Source organism: Spirosoma sp. KUDC1026, from assembly GCF_013375035.1.
Lineage (GTDB): Bacteria > Bacteroidota > Bacteroidia > Cytophagales > Spirosomataceae > Spirosoma.
The window spans coordinates 4,026,402-4,044,039 of the sequence record NZ_CP056032.1; the positions used below are offsets into that span (position 1 = coordinate 4,026,402).

Sequence of the window (17,638 nt, forward strand, 5' to 3'; positions counted from 1 at the left end):
TACGTCTTCCTTTCAGCCGGATAGCCTCCTGGTTGGCTTTCCACTCCGGGTAGTTAATGGCCAGAATCTCCTGGGCCGTGTAGGACCAGTGCTTGTTATCGTAACAGTCGATGAGCTCGTTTACCTCCTGGTACCAGTCGCGGGCGGATGCGCTGGTTCATGCCGGGGCTGTCGCGCTCGTAGGGGTGCATCTGTTTGGCCGCGTCGTTCCAGTACGTTTCTTTGACGTAGCAAGACGTAGCAAATGGTTTCGTAGCTGTATTTTCGCTTCACGCCAACCCGGATGCAGATGGGAAACTTACCATCCTTACGCGCCGGACTGTGCTTGACCAGAGTGACTGTCGCCATTTTTGCCTAAAACTTTTCCTAAACCACTCCCTATATTTCCGCATTTGGGCTGTTTACAAAGCTAAACAAAAACGGGTTTGGGGGCCAACAGGGCCAATAGTTCGCGCAATGTTATGCGGAAGTGGTTAATTTAAGGAGTTGTTCGCCACAGGAAATTTTTTCAATTTTGCATATGTTGTCCATATACTCTCCTACCTGTACAGGCGGGACCGAATTCAATAAAGGACAATTTACCTGCCTATTGAAATGACTTCTGAACACGTTAAGTGCCTGATTATCGGCTCTGGCCCAGCGGGCTATACAGCGGCTATTTATGCAGCCCGGGCTAATATGAATCCCGTTCTGTACCAGGGTGGTCAACCCGGTGGCCAACTCACCATTACGACCGAAGTAGATAATTTTCCGGGATATCCGGAAGGAGTGCAAGGCCCGCAGATGATGCAGGACCTCGAAAGTCAGGCCCGCCGGTTTGGTTCCGACATTCGGTATGGCCTGGTAACCCAGGTCGAGTTCTCGGAAAATCCAGGCCGCGACAAGCCTCACCGCGCTATTGTCGACGACAACCACGAAATCACGGCTGATTCCATCATCATCTCGACCGGCGCGTCGGCCAAATGGCTGGGGCTGCCATCCGAAATGCGGTTGAATGGCCTGGGTGTATCGGCCTGCGCCGTTTGTGACGGTTTCTTCTTCCGCAATCAGGAAGTAGCCATCGTTGGTGCGGGCGATACGGCTGCCGAAGAAGCCAGCTACCTCGCCAACCTCTGCAAGAAAGTGTACATGATCGTGCGTCGGGACGAAATGCGCGCGTCGCGGTTCATGCAGCAGCGGGTAAAAACGGCTCCGAACATCGAAATTCTGTACAATACCGAAACGCAGGAAATTCTAGGCGACGAAGGTGTAACGGGAGCCCGGGTAAAAAATACGGTAACGGGTGAAGAAACCGTTTTAGCTGTTACCGGCTTCTTTGTGGCTATTGGCCACAAACCGAATACGGATATTTTCAAAGCATACGTTGATCTGGATGATCACGGCTACATCATCACCGAAAAAGGCAGTACCCGCACCAATATTCCGGGGGTCTTTGCCTGTGGCGATGCGCAGGATAACGTCTACCGTCAGGCAATTACGGCAGCCGGAACCGGTTGCATGGCGGCCCTCGATGCTGAACGTTACCTGGTCACGCTTGAAATGCAGGATCAAGAAGTTGTTCATTAACAGACTGTTCTCCGCTCCCGCCCAGCGCCCTAACCGGTTCATTGGGCGGGAGCGATCAAATCTTTTTCGTTATCGATGAGAAAAACCGCTATACAGTGGCTGTTAGCTATTGGGTGTCTGAGCATCACCCTAACGACGCAGGCACAGGAGCGCGGGCGATTTAAAAAAAACCTGCGTATTACCCCTAAGAACCAACCGAACTCTCAGGTCTTCGAACAGCCGCAAAAAGCGGAAGACCCGTTTGATCAGGAAATGGCTCCGCTGCAGTTTAACAACCAGTTTGAGCCAAAAAAAGAACTTAACCCGGTCGTTAGCGAAGATACAAGCCAGATTGACCAAGGCGAAACCAGTGTTGTTGAAGTACTTGATTCTGTTTTGATCGGTAATGAATGGGTAAAAGCGGCCGACTATTACGCCGTTTGGGATTCCCGCACCATCGACCCCTATAACATCAATCCGCTGGAATTCAACGAAGCCATCGACATCAAACTGTACGATCCGCCCGCCAACCGCTACTGGGCGCCCCCCCTCAACGAGGGTAAACTAACATCGAACTTCGGCTTCCGCTGGGGCCGCTGGCACACGGGAGCCGACCTTGATCTGGAAACGGGTGATCCCATTTACTCAGCCTTTGACGGCATCGTTCGGGTAGTTGGCTGGAACGGCGATGGCTACGGGCGCTACGTTCTGGTGAGACACTATAATGGCCTCGAAACGCTCTACGGTCACATGTCGAAACAAACGGTTGAATCGGGTCAGTACGTGAAAGCGGGGGATCAGCTAGGGCTGGGTGGCAGCACGGGCCGCAGTTCGGGCCCTCACCTTCACTTCGAAACCCGCTATGAAGGCAATCCGTTTAGCCCGCTGAACATCTACACGTTCCCGGAAAACGCGCTTATTTCCGATCATTTCCTGCTGACCAGCAATGTCTGGGATTACCTGCGCGGTGGCCGGCCCTCGTCGGATGGAGGCTCGCGTCCTCGTCTTAAACGGACAATCCTGCACCGGGTTCGTTCCGGCGAAACGCTCAGTTCCATTGCCAGCCGCTACGGTATGTCGGTGTCGGCGCTGACACGTAAGAACCACATTTCCTCGCGGTCTAAACTACGTCCCGGCCAGAAGCTACGGGTGAACTAAAACAGGCTTAAGGCACTGTAAAGTTTTCGTTTGTCATTATTCTTAGTTTACACGCAAAAGGGGGCTGCGAAATATCGCAGCCCCCTTTTGCGTAGGAATAGTAGTCAGATAGACCTTACCTTATTTCGTTACGGTAAAGGCTGCAATACCCTCGAACGATTTGACACGTTCGTTACGGGGGCCCTGCCGTTTAGCGAAGATATAAAGCGTATTGTCCCCCCTCTGCATCATCGGTACCGTCAGCCGGTATGTATCGCCGGTATGCTGCACCTGGACGGGCACGTTGGTCGCCCGTGATCCGCCGACGCTGCCTACCGAGCACATAAACTCGACGTCACCTTCGTTTTTCAACGTCAGGGTAAGGTCATCGCTGGCTTCCAGCAAGCCTGTCTGCGGAAATTTCTGATCGAAGCCCAGTCGGAAGTAAGCATCGTACACTTTAGGAAACTGGTCGAACTGGGCTTTCGTAAACGGTTTTTCCAGCAACTGCCAGCTTGTTCCCTGCGGAAAGTGATTGACCGCAAAGGCCGTAGGCTCCGTCAGAAAGTAAAAATCGTTAGGCTGCAGTGCCCCCGTCGGACCAGGTTTTGCCGTCGTCTGCGCCCAGGCAATGTCAACCAGGTACCAGTCGCCATCGAGTTTAACCGCATTCCATTCGTGATCCATCTGGCGAATGGGCCGCCCCGCTTCACTATCGTTCGTACGGGAGTACCCCTTTATATTGGCGACCTCAATACCCGCCTGTTTCAGCAGGTGCTTATACAGCAACGCGAAACCGGTACAGACGGCCTTTCGGCTGTTCATAACCCGGTTTATGTATTCCAACTCGGACGAGTACCGCCGACCGCTATAGGCTGTCATGTCGTAATTGATATGCGACGTGATCCAGGTATACACCGAACGGGCTTTGGCCAGTTCAGTACGGGCAGGCGAGGTCAGGTAAGCACTCAGCGTACTCAGATTCCGGGTCGCCGACTCGGGCGTATTACGGGCGTACGCATCGATGGTACTGTAGTCTATCGTAACGAACTTCGACGGGCGGGGAACCTCCTGTTTACCAACAGGAAACGAGAAAGCAGTAGCGAAAACTAGTAGCAATAAGGCCAGGACAGGTCTGGCTGCGTACATGCGTATAATTCCGGTTTGTCTCACATTAGGATAACACAAACGGCCGCGTTTTTATTGCTGATTACAGGATTATGTTTTAGTCAAAAACAGCCTCAGCAGGCTAAAACAGCCGTGCCCGATACGACTAGTCGTATCGGGCACGGTCAAGAAAAGATGTATGTAAAAGAGACTAATTACGCTTACTCATTTCATCGCGGATTTTGGCGGCCCGCTCATACTCCTCGTTGCCAAGCGCATCGTCAAGCATTCGTTGTAATTCTTCAGCAGAGGCATTTTTCAACTGATCACCGAACGAACGCGTCGACGGACGATTCGACGATTTAACCAGCTCCTCCTGCTCGTCCTCTTCCTCACTACCGCTGGCTGTGATCCCCGCTTCTGAGAGGATAGACTCGTTCGTGTAGATCGGTACGTCGAAGCGGATGCCAATCGCAATGGCGTCCGACGGGCGCGCGTCGATGTTACTTTCCCGAACGCCGTCGAAACAAACGATCTTGGCGAAGAAAATACCTTCCCGCAGTTCAGAGATAACGATCTCCCGCACCGTAAACTTGAACTGTTCGGCAAACTGCTTGAACAGATCGTGCGTCATCGGGCGGTTCGGAACAATCTTCTCAATTTCGATGGCAATGGCCTGAGCCTCAAACATGCCAATAATAATCGGTAATCGGCGGTTACCGTATTCTTCACCCAGTACCAGCGCGAACGAGCCGGATTGCGACTGACTGGGGGAAAGGCCCAATATCTCTAGTTTAATCTTATCCACAGCGCAAATTTAACGGTTTGAGAGTTTGATTGTTCGTTAAGCTGCCTGTTTTATCAACCAATAAGCAAACTCCCAAACGAATCATCCTCAAAGGGCCTGCACCGCTTTCGTCAGACGTGGCAATACGTCGAACACATCGCCAACGATGCCGTAATCCGCCGATTTGAAGAACGGCGCGTCAGGGTCCTTGTTGATAACAACAATTACCTTCGAGGAGTTTACGCCCGCCAGGTGCTGAATAGCCCCAGAAATTCCACAGGCAATATACAGATTCGGGCTGATCTTGAGGCCAGTCTGACCAACGTGTTCAGAATGAGGACGCCAGTCCAGATCCGACACGGGTTTCGAACAAGCGGTTGCTGCGTGCAGGGCTTTGGCCAGGTCTTCAACAGGCCCCCAGTTTTCGGGTCCTTTGAGCCCACGGCCCGCCGAAACAACCAGATCGGCTTCGGGCAGGAGAATGTCGCCGGACGATTTTTCGGTGCTTTTCACGGAGATCGCAAAATCACCATCGTTTAGCGCAGGCGCAAACTTTTCGACCGGTGCCGTTGCCTCTGTTTCTTCGGGCGTAACGGTGTTTTTCCTGATTGCTACAATCTTGACATCGGCTTTCAGGTCGTTATAGGCAAAGGCTTTGCCGGTATAGATGCTGCTTTTCACCCGGAAGCCGTTCGACAGGTCGGGCAGCTCGATGACGTTGGCAGCCAGACCAGCTTTGAGTTTGCCGGCCAGCCGGGCGGTCATGGCATCGGCCAGCGACGATTTAGCCAGCACGATCACCTTGCTACCCTCCTGCTGGGCGGCTGCGGCCACAACGGTAGCGTAGGCCATACCGTTGGGCTCGTTCAGCTTGCTGTCGGATGCGTGTAGCACCTTCGTCGCGCCGTAGCGACCGGCCGTAGCGAGTTCGCTGTCATCAGCGGCACCGGCGACGATGGCGGTGGCCGATGTACCGAGCATATCGGCTACTTTGGCCCCGTAGAAAATAGCTTCCTGCGACGATTTTTTGAGCTTGCCTTCGTCTAATTCGGCAAATATGAGAACTGACATACGTCTGAAATTTTAGGGTTGGAAAACGGGGAGGAGGAAAGTTGTTTGGTTGAAGAGTTTTATAGTTGTCAAGTTCAAGTGTGCGTCAGCCAACGTTAAAACTCTTCAACCTTTCAACTCTACAACATTAAATAACCTTTGCCTCCGTGTGCAACAGTTGAATGAGCGTTTCAGCTTCTTCGGCCTTGATCATCTTAACGGCCCCACGTGGCGCAGGCAACTCGTAGCTGGCAACGGTCGTGAGTTTATCGGTTCCAACGGGTTCCACCACGTTAAGCGGCTTGGTCCGGGCCGTCATGATGCCCCGCATGTTCGGAATTTTCCATTCGGCAATCGGTTCCTGGCAACCCAGCACCAGTGGCAGTTTAGCCGCCAGTTCTTCTTTGCCGCCTTCGATTTCGCGGGTTATTTGGGCCGTATCACCATCCAGATCGAGCACCATAACGGGTGAAATCGACGGAATACCCAGCATTTCACCGACAATACCGTGGACCTGTCCCCCATTGTAATCAATGGATTCGCGGCCCATCAGGATCAGATCGTAAGTCGTCTCCTTCGCAATAGCGGCAATCTGTTCAGCGACGAAATAAGCGTCGGTTGGTTCGGCGTTTACCCGGATCGCATCGTCAGCACCAATAGCCAGGCACTTCCGGATCACCGGTTCGGCATCGGCTTCACCCACATTCAGCACGGTGACCGAAGCACCGGTTTTTTCTTTCAGTTCAACAGCCCGGGCCAGCGCATAGTCGTCATAAGGACCCGTAATGAACGTAACACCTGCCTTGTTTAGCTTGGTGTTGTTGTCCGTAAACGTAATCTTGGTGGTGGTGTCGGGCACACTCGTCACACACACTAAAATTTTCATCGGCTCTAAGGTTTTAGTTCGTGTAAATTGGTTTGTTACGACCAACTTTACGGCGTAAAAGTACAAACTGTCGCCAAAGAAAGTATGCATGCATACTATTTTTTTAGCTGAATGAATAACGAACGTATCCAACAATTAATTCGATTTGTCCAGGAAGAGCCGGGCGATCCCTTCAATGTGTATGCTCTGGCCATGGAGTACATGACCGAGCAGCCCGCGCAGGCCCGGCCGTATTTTGACGACCTGCTGACGAACCACCCGGATTATCTACCGACGTACTACCACGCTGCCGCGCTCTACGCCAACCAGGGTGAACACGAAAAAGCGCATGCTCTTTACGATAAAGGCATCGACCTGGCACGGGCGACGGGAAAACAGAAAACGTTGCTGGAACTGCAGCGGGCCAAACAGGCATTGGCCGACGAGAATGAGGATTGGTAGACGTTACCGGCGTTTCTTTTTCTGCTGCACCAGTTCCTGCTCGAACAGCAGCGGTACGGTCACCTGTTCCGGCACGGTGTAGGAAATAGACAGGAACCGGGCGTCGGGGACTTTGGTAAGGTACACTAAACCCCGCACCGACTCGCCGGGGGCCAGCGTATGCCGACGTAAGGCCAGCTCGCGCCAGCGGTATTCTTCGTAGTCGTAGCGTTGCATCCGATTAGCAAACGTACCGTGGTCGACGGCCCGCTTGATGGCAATGCCCTGATACGCAAGACTGTGGCTAATGCGGTTGCTGGCGTACTCACTGTATGAACGGCTCCGGCTAGAACTGGAAACGTCGGATGCAATGGTTGCCACCATCAGCACCGTATTCAGTATCTTCGCCCGTTTCAGGCGTTTCTCTTCGAGCTTCCGCTTCATGACGAGCCGGTCCGTTTCGTAAGCAGGGTCGGCGGCCGGGCGGGTCAGGGCATAGCCAATATGCTGCGGGTCGGCCAGGGTATCCTGCTGACCGTTCAGGGCTGTAAACTTAAAGTCGGCCGGGTTTACGTCGATGGAATCGGGGGTGAGGTTTTTTACCTCAACATCCAGCGTAACAAACTCTATATCCTCCCGTTCGAACGACGCAACAACGCCAATTCCCTGCTGGTCAACCCGCGTCACGGAGCGCCCGTCGACCATGCTCACGTTGCCGGAAACTGGTTTAAGCTGATACGTAGTGACGTTAGGGGCACAGCTTCCTAACAGCATGACGAACAGGCTAGTCAGTAACCCTGATGGAACGAAGTAAACGGATTTCATCGGTTGACACTAGTTTTGGCGTGAATCGTACCCGGCAGGTGAGCGCCTGATGGCTGAAGGCAATTATGCAAATATACGCCTGCTCACCAATCCATAAAAGGTAAATACAACTTTGCCAGTCAGTAAGTTAGCGCTAGCTGCCCAGTGCCAGCCATAGGTTGCGTAACCCCAGGAAAGCCGTAACCCCAACAATAAGTACCAGGATGGCATTCTGCCAGAACCGGTTTTGGTATTCAGCCGGCAGCAGCGCCCGGTTGTTCACCGCAATCAGCAGGAAAACAGTTACCAGGGGCAGCAACAGTCCGTTAGCGGCCTGGGCCAGCACAATCACCGGGACAGGCTTTACATTCAGCAGGCCAAACGTCAGGCCGATACCCATCACCACCAGCCAAACCGATTTATACGCCCAACTGTTCTCCGACCAGCCCAGCAGGCTCCTGGCCGTAACAGCCGCAGCCAGTGGAGCTGTCAGACAGGAGGTAAATCCGGCAGCAAACAGCCCAAAGGCAAAAAACGCTCCGGCCCAGCTGCCCAGGCGATTACTCAACGTCTGCGCTACGTTCTGAAATGAGAACTCGCCTGTAACGAGCGTACCGGATACCAGAATAGCCATGGAAATTCCCCCGCCAATCAACACGGCCAGGCTAATACCTAAACGCATCTCGCGGATGGCGTCGACCGGGCTAAGTCCGGGCTGGGAAATACCCGAACCGAGAAAAAGATTATAGGGAACGATGGTTGTACCGATCAGCCCGATCACCAGTACCAGCGATCCGGCAGGCAATGCAGGGATGACCAGCGACTGGGCAAAAGCTCCCGCTCCCGGCGACGCGCTGATGGCCACGTAGGCAAAGGCAATACCCATCAAAAAAACGACCAGTCCCAGAAACTGGGCAATAAGCTGAGTGGAACCGCGCCAAAGCAAAACCAGACACGTGGCCCCCAGGAGGAGAGTTAAGAGTTGCGGGGGCCAGTCCGTAAGTAGCGTTAGTCCCGCCAGCGCCCCCAGCAGATTTCCCGCCTGGTAGGCAGCACACCCCAGGGCAACGGCGATAAATAAAACGGTAGTGAGCCACCGGGCCCGCTGGCCATACATGGTTGTCAGGACCTGACCCAGACTCAGGCCGGACGCAATGGTAATCCGGGCGGCCGCTTCCTGCAAAACAATGGTACCAATAGTAGAAAACGTAAGCGCCCAGAGCAGGTCGAGGCCAAAACGTGACCCGGCCATGGCGCAGGTGGTTACGGTGCCGGGGCCAATAAAGGCCGCGGAAATAACTGACCAGATTAGTACACTGCTCAGGCCGGAGCGGAGCGAAAGAGATTTGGGCATTCGTTTGACAGAAGCCCAGGGGGCTTACGCTGCAAACTACCCAAAAACAGCATACAATCCACCAAAACGCAGCATCGCCCGACAGGTTGCCGGGCGATGCTGCTTCAATTTATCTGGCTGTCTACTACCCTACGACAGGTACTTACGCAGCATCCAGGCGTGTTTTTCGTGTTCTTCCATCAGACCCGTCAGGAAGTCAGCCGTACCGGCGTCGTTCAATTTCTCATCTGTGGTGTCCACGTCTTCGCGCAGTTCACGAATGATTTGCTCATGGTCAGCTAGCAGGCGTTTGAACATTTCGGGCGTATCGATGTGGCCATCGTGATCTTCTTCCAGGCTCGCTTCGGCCAGAAAATCTTTCATCGTTGCCACCGGACGACCGCCCAGCTGACGCACGCGTTCGGCAACCAGGTCGATTTCTTCTTCAAGTGCGTTATACTGCTCCTCAAAAAACTCGTGGTATTCCTTGAAGCTTGGCCCGGCTACATCCCAGTGGAATTTGCGGGTTTTGATGTATAGTACGTGAAGATCAGCTAAAAAGGCGTTCAGTAGTTCGTTGTCCTTTTTCAGTACGTCTTCGGAAAGACCAATGTTGGGTTTTAAAGCCATAACGAGAGAATGCTAAGTAATACAATTGGACAAAGCCATTTGCTTTGTTGTGTCTTCAACTATCAGATGGATGGCTTTGTTTTTCCGGAGGATAACATTGGAAATGGTCTAAACATAGATGGGTTCTAAACCTCCAGTATAATCTTACCTATGTGCTCGCTGCTTTCCATCCGGTCATGCGCGTTGGCGGCTTCGGCCAGCGGAAAGGTGCGGTCAATAATGGTTTTCAGCCGGTCGTCGGCCAGCAACGGCCAGACTCGCTGCGCCACTTCGGCCGTCAGAGCGGCCTTGAAATCGTCGCTGCGGGGTTTCAGTGTACTGCCCGTAATGGTCAGGCGTTTCTGCATCAGGGTCGGAATGTGCAGCTGCGCGTTTGCCCCCTGCATCGAATTTATGTAGGTCAGCCGACCATCCATGTTCAGCAACCGGATATTTTTGGGCAGATACTCCCCGCCTACCATGTCCAGAATGACATCGATACCAGCATCTTTGAGAACTGTTTCGAAGTCATCCGTCTTGTAGTTGACGCATTTTTCCGCGCCCAGTTCCTCGCAGAACCGGCATTTTTCGTCGGAACCTGCCGTCGCGTAGACGGGCGAGCCAAAGACTTTTGCCAGTTGAATAGCCGTTACGCCGATACCGCTGCTTCCACCGTGAACCAGCAGTTTTTCGCCGGGCTGCAGGTGAGCCAGTTGAAATACGGTCGACCAGACGGTTAGTACCGTTTCCGGCAACGAAGCGGCTTCTACAAACGACAGGTTTTCCGGCACGGCCAGGCAATGCCGCTCGTCGACGGCGACAAATTCGGCATACCCACCGTCTTTGATGAGGGCACATACCCGTTCTCCGATCTTCCAGCGGCTGGTACCGGGGCCGCAGGCTTCTACCGTACCGGCTACTTCCAGACCCGGAATCTGCCCGGTTGGGTTCGTACCGTAACCACCCTGACGCAGCATTACGTCGCTTCGATTGACACCGGCCGCCCGAACACGAATAAGAATGTGGCCCGGCTGGAGGCCCCGCTGAGTATCTGGTTTGAGTTTGTCCTGGAGTTCTAATACGTGAGATTCTCCAGGCTGCGTTATAACAATTGCTTTCATGTGAGCATAACCAGCGTAGCCGTATTTTGGCTGACAATACCAGCAGATTTACCGGGCTGATTAAACAAAATCAGCTCCCAGACCGTCATTAGTTACGACACATGATCCCAGCACTGGATGGATACTCTTTTTTCCGTTGCCGACGCAACAGCCGCCCTACGCCAACAACTGGTTGCTTTATTGACCGGCAGCAACGCCCACCAATCGTTCGACGACGCCATCAAGAACCTACCCGTTGACCTGCGGGGCGTCAAACCGGAAAAGCTGCCGTACAGTATCTGGCAACTGGTTGATCACATTCGAATTGCGCAGGAAGACATTCTGGAGTTTTCGCGGGATTCGAACTACGTATCCCCCCCCTGGCCGGATGGTTACTGGCCCAAGGAAACAACACCCCCCGATGCTACCGCCTGGGATACCGCCGTAGCTAAGATCCGCGCTGACCGCGATGCCTTTGTGGCCCTATTGAACGACCCCGAACAGGATTTATATAAACCGTTTGCCCATGGTGATGGACAGAATCTGCTGCGCGAAGCTCTGCTGATTGCCGACCATACCGCCTACCACGTTGGTGAAATTATCATTATCCGTCGCCTGCTGGATGCTTGGCCCGCATAGTTTTATTTTTCAACACAGAGTTCACGGAGGCACAGAGGTTTCATTATCAGGCACCTACTTAATAGTCGGGCCAGAAGTACAGATAACGCAACTGTTTTCCTCACCTCTGCCCTCTCTCCTGTTTTATAATCTTGTCGAGGTTAGCTCTGACCACCCCTAGCCCCTCCTAAAACAGGAGGGGAACATGCAGAAGTGCCCCTCTCAACCACCCCCTCCTAATTTTCTAGGAGGGGGCAGGGGGTGGTAAGTAGTAGCCAACTAAGCTTAATTCGCCACCTCGTAAAAACCCTACAAGATTAGCTCCTAAAATAGGAGGGGGCCGGGGGGTGGTCGTCCGTTGCCAGAGGCAAACAACAAGGGTAATACCCCTAATTAACTAATAGAAACGTAACGGCTAGCGTTTGTATTGACACTGGGCTGGGTCGGCCGCAACGTAATACTTTTTATAGTTGAGCGCCTTCGGATCCATACAGCCTTTCAGGTTAAGCAACTCGACGTTTTTGAAATCAATGGCGTGACTTTCGCTTTGCAGGGCGATGTACCCTTCCCGCAGGGGTGTACCGTCTTTCTTAATCCAGTAGTCAGGATTAGCGACCTGCCCTTTGGCCCAGTCATAATCCTGGCCGACGTATCCACCCCCAATCTGCGCTTTTTCGTAGGCCAGCACCGTTTCCCCGTCGATCACGTGCCGGATCGAGTCGCCCAGCACAACCACCTCAACCGTTACCCACTGATCGCCGTCGTAGGTCTTCGACTCCGAATCGATGCAATGGGCCGTGTTTAGTTTACCATTCATATAGACCTGCGTACCGGGTGTGCACAGGTTAGCCGTCGCCCGAGGGCCCGTTCCCAGGCCTCCCAGCGTCTGCACTTCCAACGAAACCGGAAATGCCTGCTTTAATCCCATACTCTGCGCCGACTGGGAGTGAATCATCACCCCACTATTCCGCACGTTCCAGGAGTCGCCCCCCGGCACCTGATTACCCTGAAACCGGTACGTAAACCGCAGGATATAGTATGAAAAAGGCTGGTTGTAATACAGGTGTCCGTAGCGGCCGTCAAACGTCTTGTACTGATCGTAAGCGATACGTAGCAGGCCGTCTTCCACCCGGAACGTATTGCCAACATTGTCGTTAAGCGGATACCCTGCAATCTTGACGTCCCAGCCGGTCAAATCCTTGCCGTTGAACAAAGGCATCCAGTCTTCCTTCGACTGGGCCGATACGCGGTTAATCAAGGCAAAAAATAAAAGCAGGCAGGAAGCGAAAACTTTCATGAAGCGCGAAACGAATTGGTGGAAACTACCAAAAGAAGCCTTATGAGCTGGTAATCTACCCCTAAACGAATTGTTGACCGCCGTTTTATTACCGGGTTTGTGCGGTCGCGTTCTATCTTTGCGGCCCATTCATTCCACCAAGACCGTGCACTACGTTCGCCCGTTACTCACCGAAAAGGCTGTTCGGATCGGGAGGTTGCTTTTCGTATTCAGGCACGTGTTAATCCACAGCGATGGTTGTCCGGTTCACCTGGCCACCCTCTTCGGCGGAACGATGGTTGTGGAACTAGAAAGATGAAGCAATCGAATTCAGTTGTTATACCGGCCGGGCTTCTTTACGCGGCTCTCTGGGCTTCTGCCTCCGTCGCGACGAAGTACGGCGTACAGTCGGTCCATCCCCTTATTCTGGCGAATACGCGGTTTTTTATTGCCGGTATTGGTATGCTACTGTTTGTTTATGGTATTCAACGTCCCAAACAGGCCTGGCCCATCGGCAAACAGTGGGGCCAACTGACGCTATTCGCTCTGCTCAACACGACCATTTATCTGGGCGCGTTTGTGCTGGCCCTGAAACAGGTTTCGGCCGGGATTGGCAGTCTATCGACGGCCACTAACCCGCTGTTTATTACGTTGTTGTCGGCTTTATGGCTGCGCCGGATGCCGCGCTGGACTGAACTGGGTGGCTTATTGCTGGGCCTAACCGGCGTAGGCATTGCTACCTACCCTTTGCTGCAGACGAGCTACGCGACACTCGACGGGTTACTGATTCTGCTGGGTGGGATGATTTCTGTGTCGGCCGCCACGGTATATTACGCCCGGGTCGACTGGCAGTTGCCAACATTAGCCATTAACGGCTGGCAGGTCCTGATCGGCGGCCTGTTACTGCTTCCCTTCACGCTTGTCTTTGCTGACTTCACCACAGCTCAGTACGATGCTCGCTTCTGGCTATCCGTTTTCTGGCTAATTATACCCGTATCGGTAGCCGCCCTTCAGCTCTGGTTTTTCCTGGTACGGCTGGACCCCATCCGGGCCTCACTTTGGTTGTTTCTCTGCCCCATCTTCGGTTTCGTCTACGCTTATTTGTTGCTCGACGAGCCAATCACCCTATACACCCTTATCGGCACCGGACTGGTCATTGGTGGGCTCTGGCTGGGCCGAAAAGTGTAGATTGACTTTAATACGTTAGGGTCCTCTAACCCGCGAGGCCTGATGCTCCTGTCTTTTTACCCCTGACTGCTTATAGCCCGCCTTCAGGCAGCCACAAACCGTGGAAACCAAGAGGAATGTTGTGAGGGAGCCGCAACCGGGCCGTAGTCGTCAACGTAGCAGCATCGGCTACGACCAGGTCCGTTGTTTTCATCCGGTCGTCAAACCGTAAATACAGTAACCACGCGTCATCTTCGGCCGTACTAGCGGGTCGGGGCACCACAATTGGTTCGCTCGGCAGGGTATGGTCATCGCCGGTATGCATCCCTCGTCCGGTCGTGACGTCGATTTTAACGAGCTGATCGGCTAGTGGACGACTATGACTGAGCGGCCGACCAATACCCCAGGTGTATTGATACGGCTTGCCAACCCGGTCGGGGTGAATTTCGGGCAGTTCCCCTTCGTAGTCGGCCAGCGGTGTGTGGGTTACCTGTTTCGTAGCCAGATCAATCGTGTAGCGGGTGAAACGAGCCCCCATACCATCGTCGGCCACGTCGCCATTCAGGTACGCTTTCATCAAATCCGATGCGGGGAAATAGTCCAGCATCAGGCCATCGACAATCAATTTGCCGTCGTGTTCCTGATATCCGTTGACAAAATGAAAGACAAAGCAGAAGTCGGTCGTCAACCGGTGAATAGTACCATCCGGATCGATTACCAGTATCAGCGTTGGCTTGTTGCGGTCGACGCGAATCGACGCGGCAGGAGACGTAAAACCAAGAAGCGCTCGGGGCATGTCGAAAGCTACAGGCGTCAAAAACAGAATCCGATGACCGCTCTGCGTGACAACAAAATCGTGCGAGAAGGTCATATCGTCCATCTCGATTATCTGATCGATCATCGCCTTGCCACCGGGACTGACTTTGTACAGCACCAGCCGTTGCTTCGTTCCGGCTACCGTACCAAAATTGTATAGCACACCCGTATCGGGATGAATTTTGGGATGCGCAGAAAACGGCATTTCTGGCATGATCTGACTGTCGAACCACGAAAACCGGTTTTTCAGTACACCATCATAATCGTACCGGTCGATAGTTTCCAGCGTAACCGGGTCGATGCGGTGCGGCCATCCGCCTTCCCAAAGCGCCATCATGTGCCCCCCGTGACTAACAACACTGGTGTTAGCCGCATTTTTAAACTGCATTCGGAAGGCGTTTTTCAGGAGACCACCCGGCAGGTTCGTTCCAAAACTCCGGTGCAGCATCCGACCCGCTTTTTCTTCTTCCAAAAATTCCCGCGTTCGTACGTAGCGATTACGATAGCGTACCTTCTGCCCGTCGAATTCGAAGCGCGAAATCATACCGTCACCGTCGAACAGATGGTCGTACCATACTCCCTGATGCGCAAACCGGCCATTACCGTTACGATACAACACACCTTTCAAATCAGCGGGCAGCTCACCTTCCAGCAGTTGTAGTTCAACGTCGTCATATTCGTCCACCACCGTTTTGTTCGCGCGGACGTAATCGTGCAACACCTTGTAATGCTGAATGGCCATAATTGCAGTTCGGTATCCCGGTTTGTTTATCGAACCTTACGTAGACTGGCAATGTTCGATTCAGTTGCTTTTTAGTAAAGAAGCTTTCCCGGTTAGGTTATTTGTCGTTCGCAGCGCAGACGAGACAACCGGGAAAGCAACACGATTTAGTCTCGTCCGTAAATAACCGACTTCATTGCTTCACGGGCCGGCTCGTATCCTTCTTCCGCACTCAGGCGGGTAGCTAGCTGCCCCAGCATGATGCCGTAAATGACTTTTGAGGTAATGTCAGCAATCGTGTACAGGATCTGCCGGGCAACCATACCATTCGGCGTTGGCGACAGCCAGGGAACAAGGTAAGCAATTGGATACAGCGTCCAGGCGACAATAAGCAGCCAGAAAAGTGCTTTGGCCCTTTTAGCCGCCTTGGGCGACATATTTACATTCGTCTCCGCAACCGATATCCCGACGATATAACAGATGTAGATCATAAATACGGTGCTTATAGCCCCCCAGATCAGCAGTTTAGAGATATCTGTCGTTTCGTAAAACTGCCCGACGTATCCGGTATAGATCATGAGAAGACCGGCGACAACCAGCCCGACCCAGCGCCGGCGGAAAGCAGCTCCTGATACACCCAGTACAATCAGCAATTGGGTAAGCAGCATCGGCACATCGATTGACCAGTTAACGTACCGAAAGCCGTTGGAAAAGGTAGCTTCGGATGGATTCCATTTGTTCCCATCCCACGTAAACGCCTGATGCCAGCTCTGCTGCTGATTAAACAGAATCAAAGCTGCTGATACCATAACAACGGCTGATATGATTGAGCTCAGCTGATATTTGGGTGCGCTTTCTTTCATCGTCAGGATGAAATAAACTAAGCCTGTCGTTGTTGCTCCTACCCCCAGTACGAGCACATGATTGATAATGTCGTGCTGTACAGACGAATAGCTGAAAAGATTCTCCATGTTTTCCATAACCGTATTTTAATCTCTTTTTAATGATCAATTACGGATATGAAACAGATGTAGATACATGTTGTTTAAAAATACTTAAGAAAAACACTCACAAAAATTCCGTTATCTACTCAAGATCGTCATGTAGTGAACACGCCCGGACCCTACTTATATTGGTTCGGCGACGCCAACTGCGTTCCTCCTGACCATCCAGCAGTTTACGGGTAAGGAATACGCAATTTTCAGCGTGTCGATCAAGGCTATCCGGCCGGCCTTCTTGCACTCGCAATACCAAATCAGTATCTGAGTGATAGCTTTACCTGCCAATTGCCGAGACGCCTGAAAGGTCTAATCTACTGTTTCGTGATGATCATTTCCACCCGGCGATTCTGCTGACGCGACGCTTCGTGGTTATTGCTGGCGGTTGGACGGGTTGGGCCGTAGCCACGCGTGGTAATCCGGCTCCCAGCGATTCCATTTTTCACCAGATACTCTTTAACCAGATCGACCCGCTGCTTGGATAACCGGACGTTTTCGTCGAAATCTCCCTGGTTATCGGTATGACCCGCCAGCAGGATTTCGGTCGTTGGATTGCTGTTCATGAACGCCAGCAATTGTTCCAGCGCGGGCTGAGCGTCGGGTAGTAGTTCGGCTTTGCTCTGCACAAACTGGATGGCGCGTAACTGCGTCGTTTTACCAACCGGAGCTACAACCAGCGGGGGGGTATACACGACTTTAGCATCGAGCGTTTTGGGGGGGATAGCAGGAGAACTCGAACTTACTGGAGCGGACGCCGGGGCTGCTACAGTTACCTGCGGCAGTTGTTGCGACTGAGCTACAGCAGGCGTTTTCGTCGGGGCTGGTACTTTAGCGACAGCAACGGGCGGTGTTGTTCCTTTGCGATACAACAGAACAGGCTGCCGCTGCATATCAACCGCAAAATTCGAGGTGAAGGCCAGTTGTTCTTCCAGCGTAATGTAGCCATCGGCCTGGGTGACAAGCGTGTAGGGCTGTTTGGGATCGAGCTTGAGCTGGTATGACCCATCGCCGGCCGTGGTTACCTGCTGGGCACGCATGGTGCCGGTCTGACTTCTGGCACTGACTACCGCTCCGGCGAGGGGTTTCTTGGTTTGGCCGTCCAGTATCGATCCTTTCAGAAGCGCTAGGCCATCGGCCGGGGAAGGAGCGGGAGCTGGAATCCGGGACTGCCCTATGCTCTCCGAGGGCAGCGAATTGATGAACGTACAGGAACTGACAACCAAAAAAATCTTAATCCACTTCGTCATGTATAGGCAACGTAATT

The 17,638-nt window shown here is 53.0% G+C and carries 18 protein-coding genes; 5 read left to right on the forward strand and 13 right to left on the reverse strand.

Annotated elements, in window-relative coordinates:
• Positions 1-120: 120 nt before the first annotated feature.
• The gene (locus HU175_RS16820; protein ID WP_176567690.1) at positions 121-348 is read right to left on the reverse strand and encodes a hypothetical protein; all 228 of its coding nucleotides are present in this window, start codon (positions 346-348) and stop codon (positions 121-123) included.
• Between the two features lie 246 nt (positions 349-594).
• Between HU175_RS16820 and trxB the strand changes: the two genes are divergently transcribed.
• Together trxB and HU175_RS16830 are read left to right on the forward strand one after the other, a co-directional pair.
• Positions 595-1,566 carry a thioredoxin-disulfide reductase gene (gene trxB / locus HU175_RS16825; protein ID WP_176567691.1) on the forward strand — a complete coding sequence of 324 codons (972 nt, stop codon included), beginning with the start codon at positions 595-597 and terminating at the stop codon, positions 1,564-1,566.
• A gap of 75 nt (positions 1,567-1,641) precedes the next feature.
• A complete protein-coding gene (locus tag HU175_RS16830; RefSeq protein ID WP_176567692.1) occupies positions 1,642-2,703 on the forward strand; it encodes a M23 family metallopeptidase in 1,062 nt (353 codons plus the stop codon).
• A gap of 120 nt (positions 2,704-2,823) precedes the next feature.
• On the opposite strand, the gene HU175_RS16835 is transcribed toward HU175_RS16830, so the two are convergent.
• From HU175_RS16835 to HU175_RS16850, 4 genes are all read right to left on the reverse strand, one after another.
• Positions 2,824-3,831 (reverse strand): transglutaminase domain-containing protein, encoded by a 1,008-nt coding sequence (locus HU175_RS16835; protein ID WP_228724187.1) that lies wholly within the window; start codon positions 3,829-3,831, stop codon positions 2,824-2,826.
• A 169-nt stretch (positions 3,832-4,000) separates the two neighbouring features.
• Positions 4,001-4,597, reverse strand: coding sequence for a bifunctional nuclease family protein (locus tag HU175_RS16840; protein WP_176567693.1), 597 nt, complete (start codon positions 4,595-4,597; stop codon positions 4,001-4,003).
• Between the two features lie 87 nt (positions 4,598-4,684).
• A complete protein-coding gene (locus tag HU175_RS16845) occupies positions 4,685-5,647 on the reverse strand; it encodes an electron transfer flavoprotein subunit alpha/FixB family protein (RefSeq protein WP_176567694.1) in 963 nt (320 codons plus the stop codon).
• A gap of 127 nt (positions 5,648-5,774) precedes the next feature.
• A complete protein-coding gene (locus HU175_RS16850) occupies positions 5,775-6,512 on the reverse strand; it encodes an electron transfer flavoprotein subunit beta/FixA family protein (RefSeq protein ID WP_176567695.1) in 738 nt (245 codons plus the stop codon).
• Positions 6,513-6,623: 111 nt separating this feature from the next.
• Between HU175_RS16850 and HU175_RS16855 the strand changes: the two genes are divergently transcribed.
• Complete coding sequence (locus HU175_RS16855) at positions 6,624-6,953, forward strand: tetratricopeptide repeat protein (protein ID WP_176567696.1); 330 nt, start codon at positions 6,624-6,626, stop codon at positions 6,951-6,953.
• 3 nt (positions 6,954-6,956) lie between these two features.
• Here the strand turns inward: HU175_RS16855 and HU175_RS16860 are convergent, their stop codons facing one another.
• From HU175_RS16860 to HU175_RS16875, 4 genes are all read right to left on the reverse strand, one after another.
• Complete coding sequence (locus tag HU175_RS16860) at positions 6,957-7,757, reverse strand: hypothetical protein (protein WP_176567697.1); 801 nt, start codon at positions 7,755-7,757, stop codon at positions 6,957-6,959.
• Positions 7,758-7,890: 133 nt separating this feature from the next.
• Positions 7,891-9,090, reverse strand: a complete 1,200-nt coding sequence (locus tag HU175_RS16865) for an Nramp family divalent metal transporter (protein WP_176567698.1) — start codon at positions 9,088-9,090, stop codon at positions 7,891-7,893.
• 129 nt (positions 9,091-9,219) lie between these two features.
• Complete coding sequence (locus HU175_RS16870; RefSeq protein WP_176567699.1) at positions 9,220-9,699, reverse strand: Dps family protein; 480 nt, start codon at positions 9,697-9,699, stop codon at positions 9,220-9,222.
• A gap of 125 nt (positions 9,700-9,824) precedes the next feature.
• Complete coding sequence (locus HU175_RS16875) at positions 9,825-10,799, reverse strand: NAD(P)H-quinone oxidoreductase (RefSeq protein ID WP_176567700.1); 975 nt, start codon at positions 10,797-10,799, stop codon at positions 9,825-9,827.
• A gap of 117 nt (positions 10,800-10,916) precedes the next feature.
• Here HU175_RS16875 and HU175_RS16880 point away from each other — a divergent pair, with 117 nt between their 5' ends.
• The gene (locus tag HU175_RS16880; RefSeq protein ID WP_176567701.1) at positions 10,917-11,417 is read left to right on the forward strand and encodes a DinB family protein; all 501 of its coding nucleotides are present in this window, start codon (positions 10,917-10,919) and stop codon (positions 11,415-11,417) included.
• 394 nt (positions 11,418-11,811) lie between these two features.
• On the opposite strand, the gene HU175_RS16885 is transcribed toward HU175_RS16880, so the two are convergent.
• The gene (locus HU175_RS16885) at positions 11,812-12,693 is read right to left on the reverse strand and encodes a DUF1080 domain-containing protein (protein ID WP_176567702.1); all 882 of its coding nucleotides are present in this window, start codon (positions 12,691-12,693) and stop codon (positions 11,812-11,814) included.
• A gap of 294 nt (positions 12,694-12,987) precedes the next feature.
• Between HU175_RS16885 and HU175_RS16890 the strand changes: the two genes are divergently transcribed.
• Positions 12,988-13,860 (forward strand): DMT family transporter, encoded by an 873-nt coding sequence (locus HU175_RS16890; protein WP_176567703.1) that lies wholly within the window; start codon positions 12,988-12,990, stop codon positions 13,858-13,860.
• A gap of 70 nt (positions 13,861-13,930) precedes the next feature.
• Here the strand turns inward: HU175_RS16890 and HU175_RS16895 are convergent, their stop codons facing one another.
• The 3 genes from HU175_RS16895 to HU175_RS16905 form a co-directional block, all read right to left on the reverse strand.
• The gene (locus tag HU175_RS16895) at positions 13,931-15,397 is read right to left on the reverse strand and encodes a carotenoid oxygenase family protein (protein ID WP_176567704.1); all 1,467 of its coding nucleotides are present in this window, start codon (positions 15,395-15,397) and stop codon (positions 13,931-13,933) included.
• 146 nt (positions 15,398-15,543) lie between these two features.
• On the reverse strand, positions 15,544-16,356 hold the full coding sequence (locus tag HU175_RS16900) for a bacteriorhodopsin (RefSeq protein ID WP_176567705.1): 813 nt from the start codon (positions 16,354-16,356) through the stop codon (positions 15,544-15,546).
• Between the two features lie 332 nt (positions 16,357-16,688).
• Positions 16,689-17,621: an OmpA family protein gene (locus HU175_RS16905; protein WP_176567706.1), complete on the reverse strand. Its 933-nt coding sequence runs from the start codon at positions 17,619-17,621 to the stop codon at positions 16,689-16,691.
• Positions 17,622-17,638 lie beyond the last annotated feature (17 nt).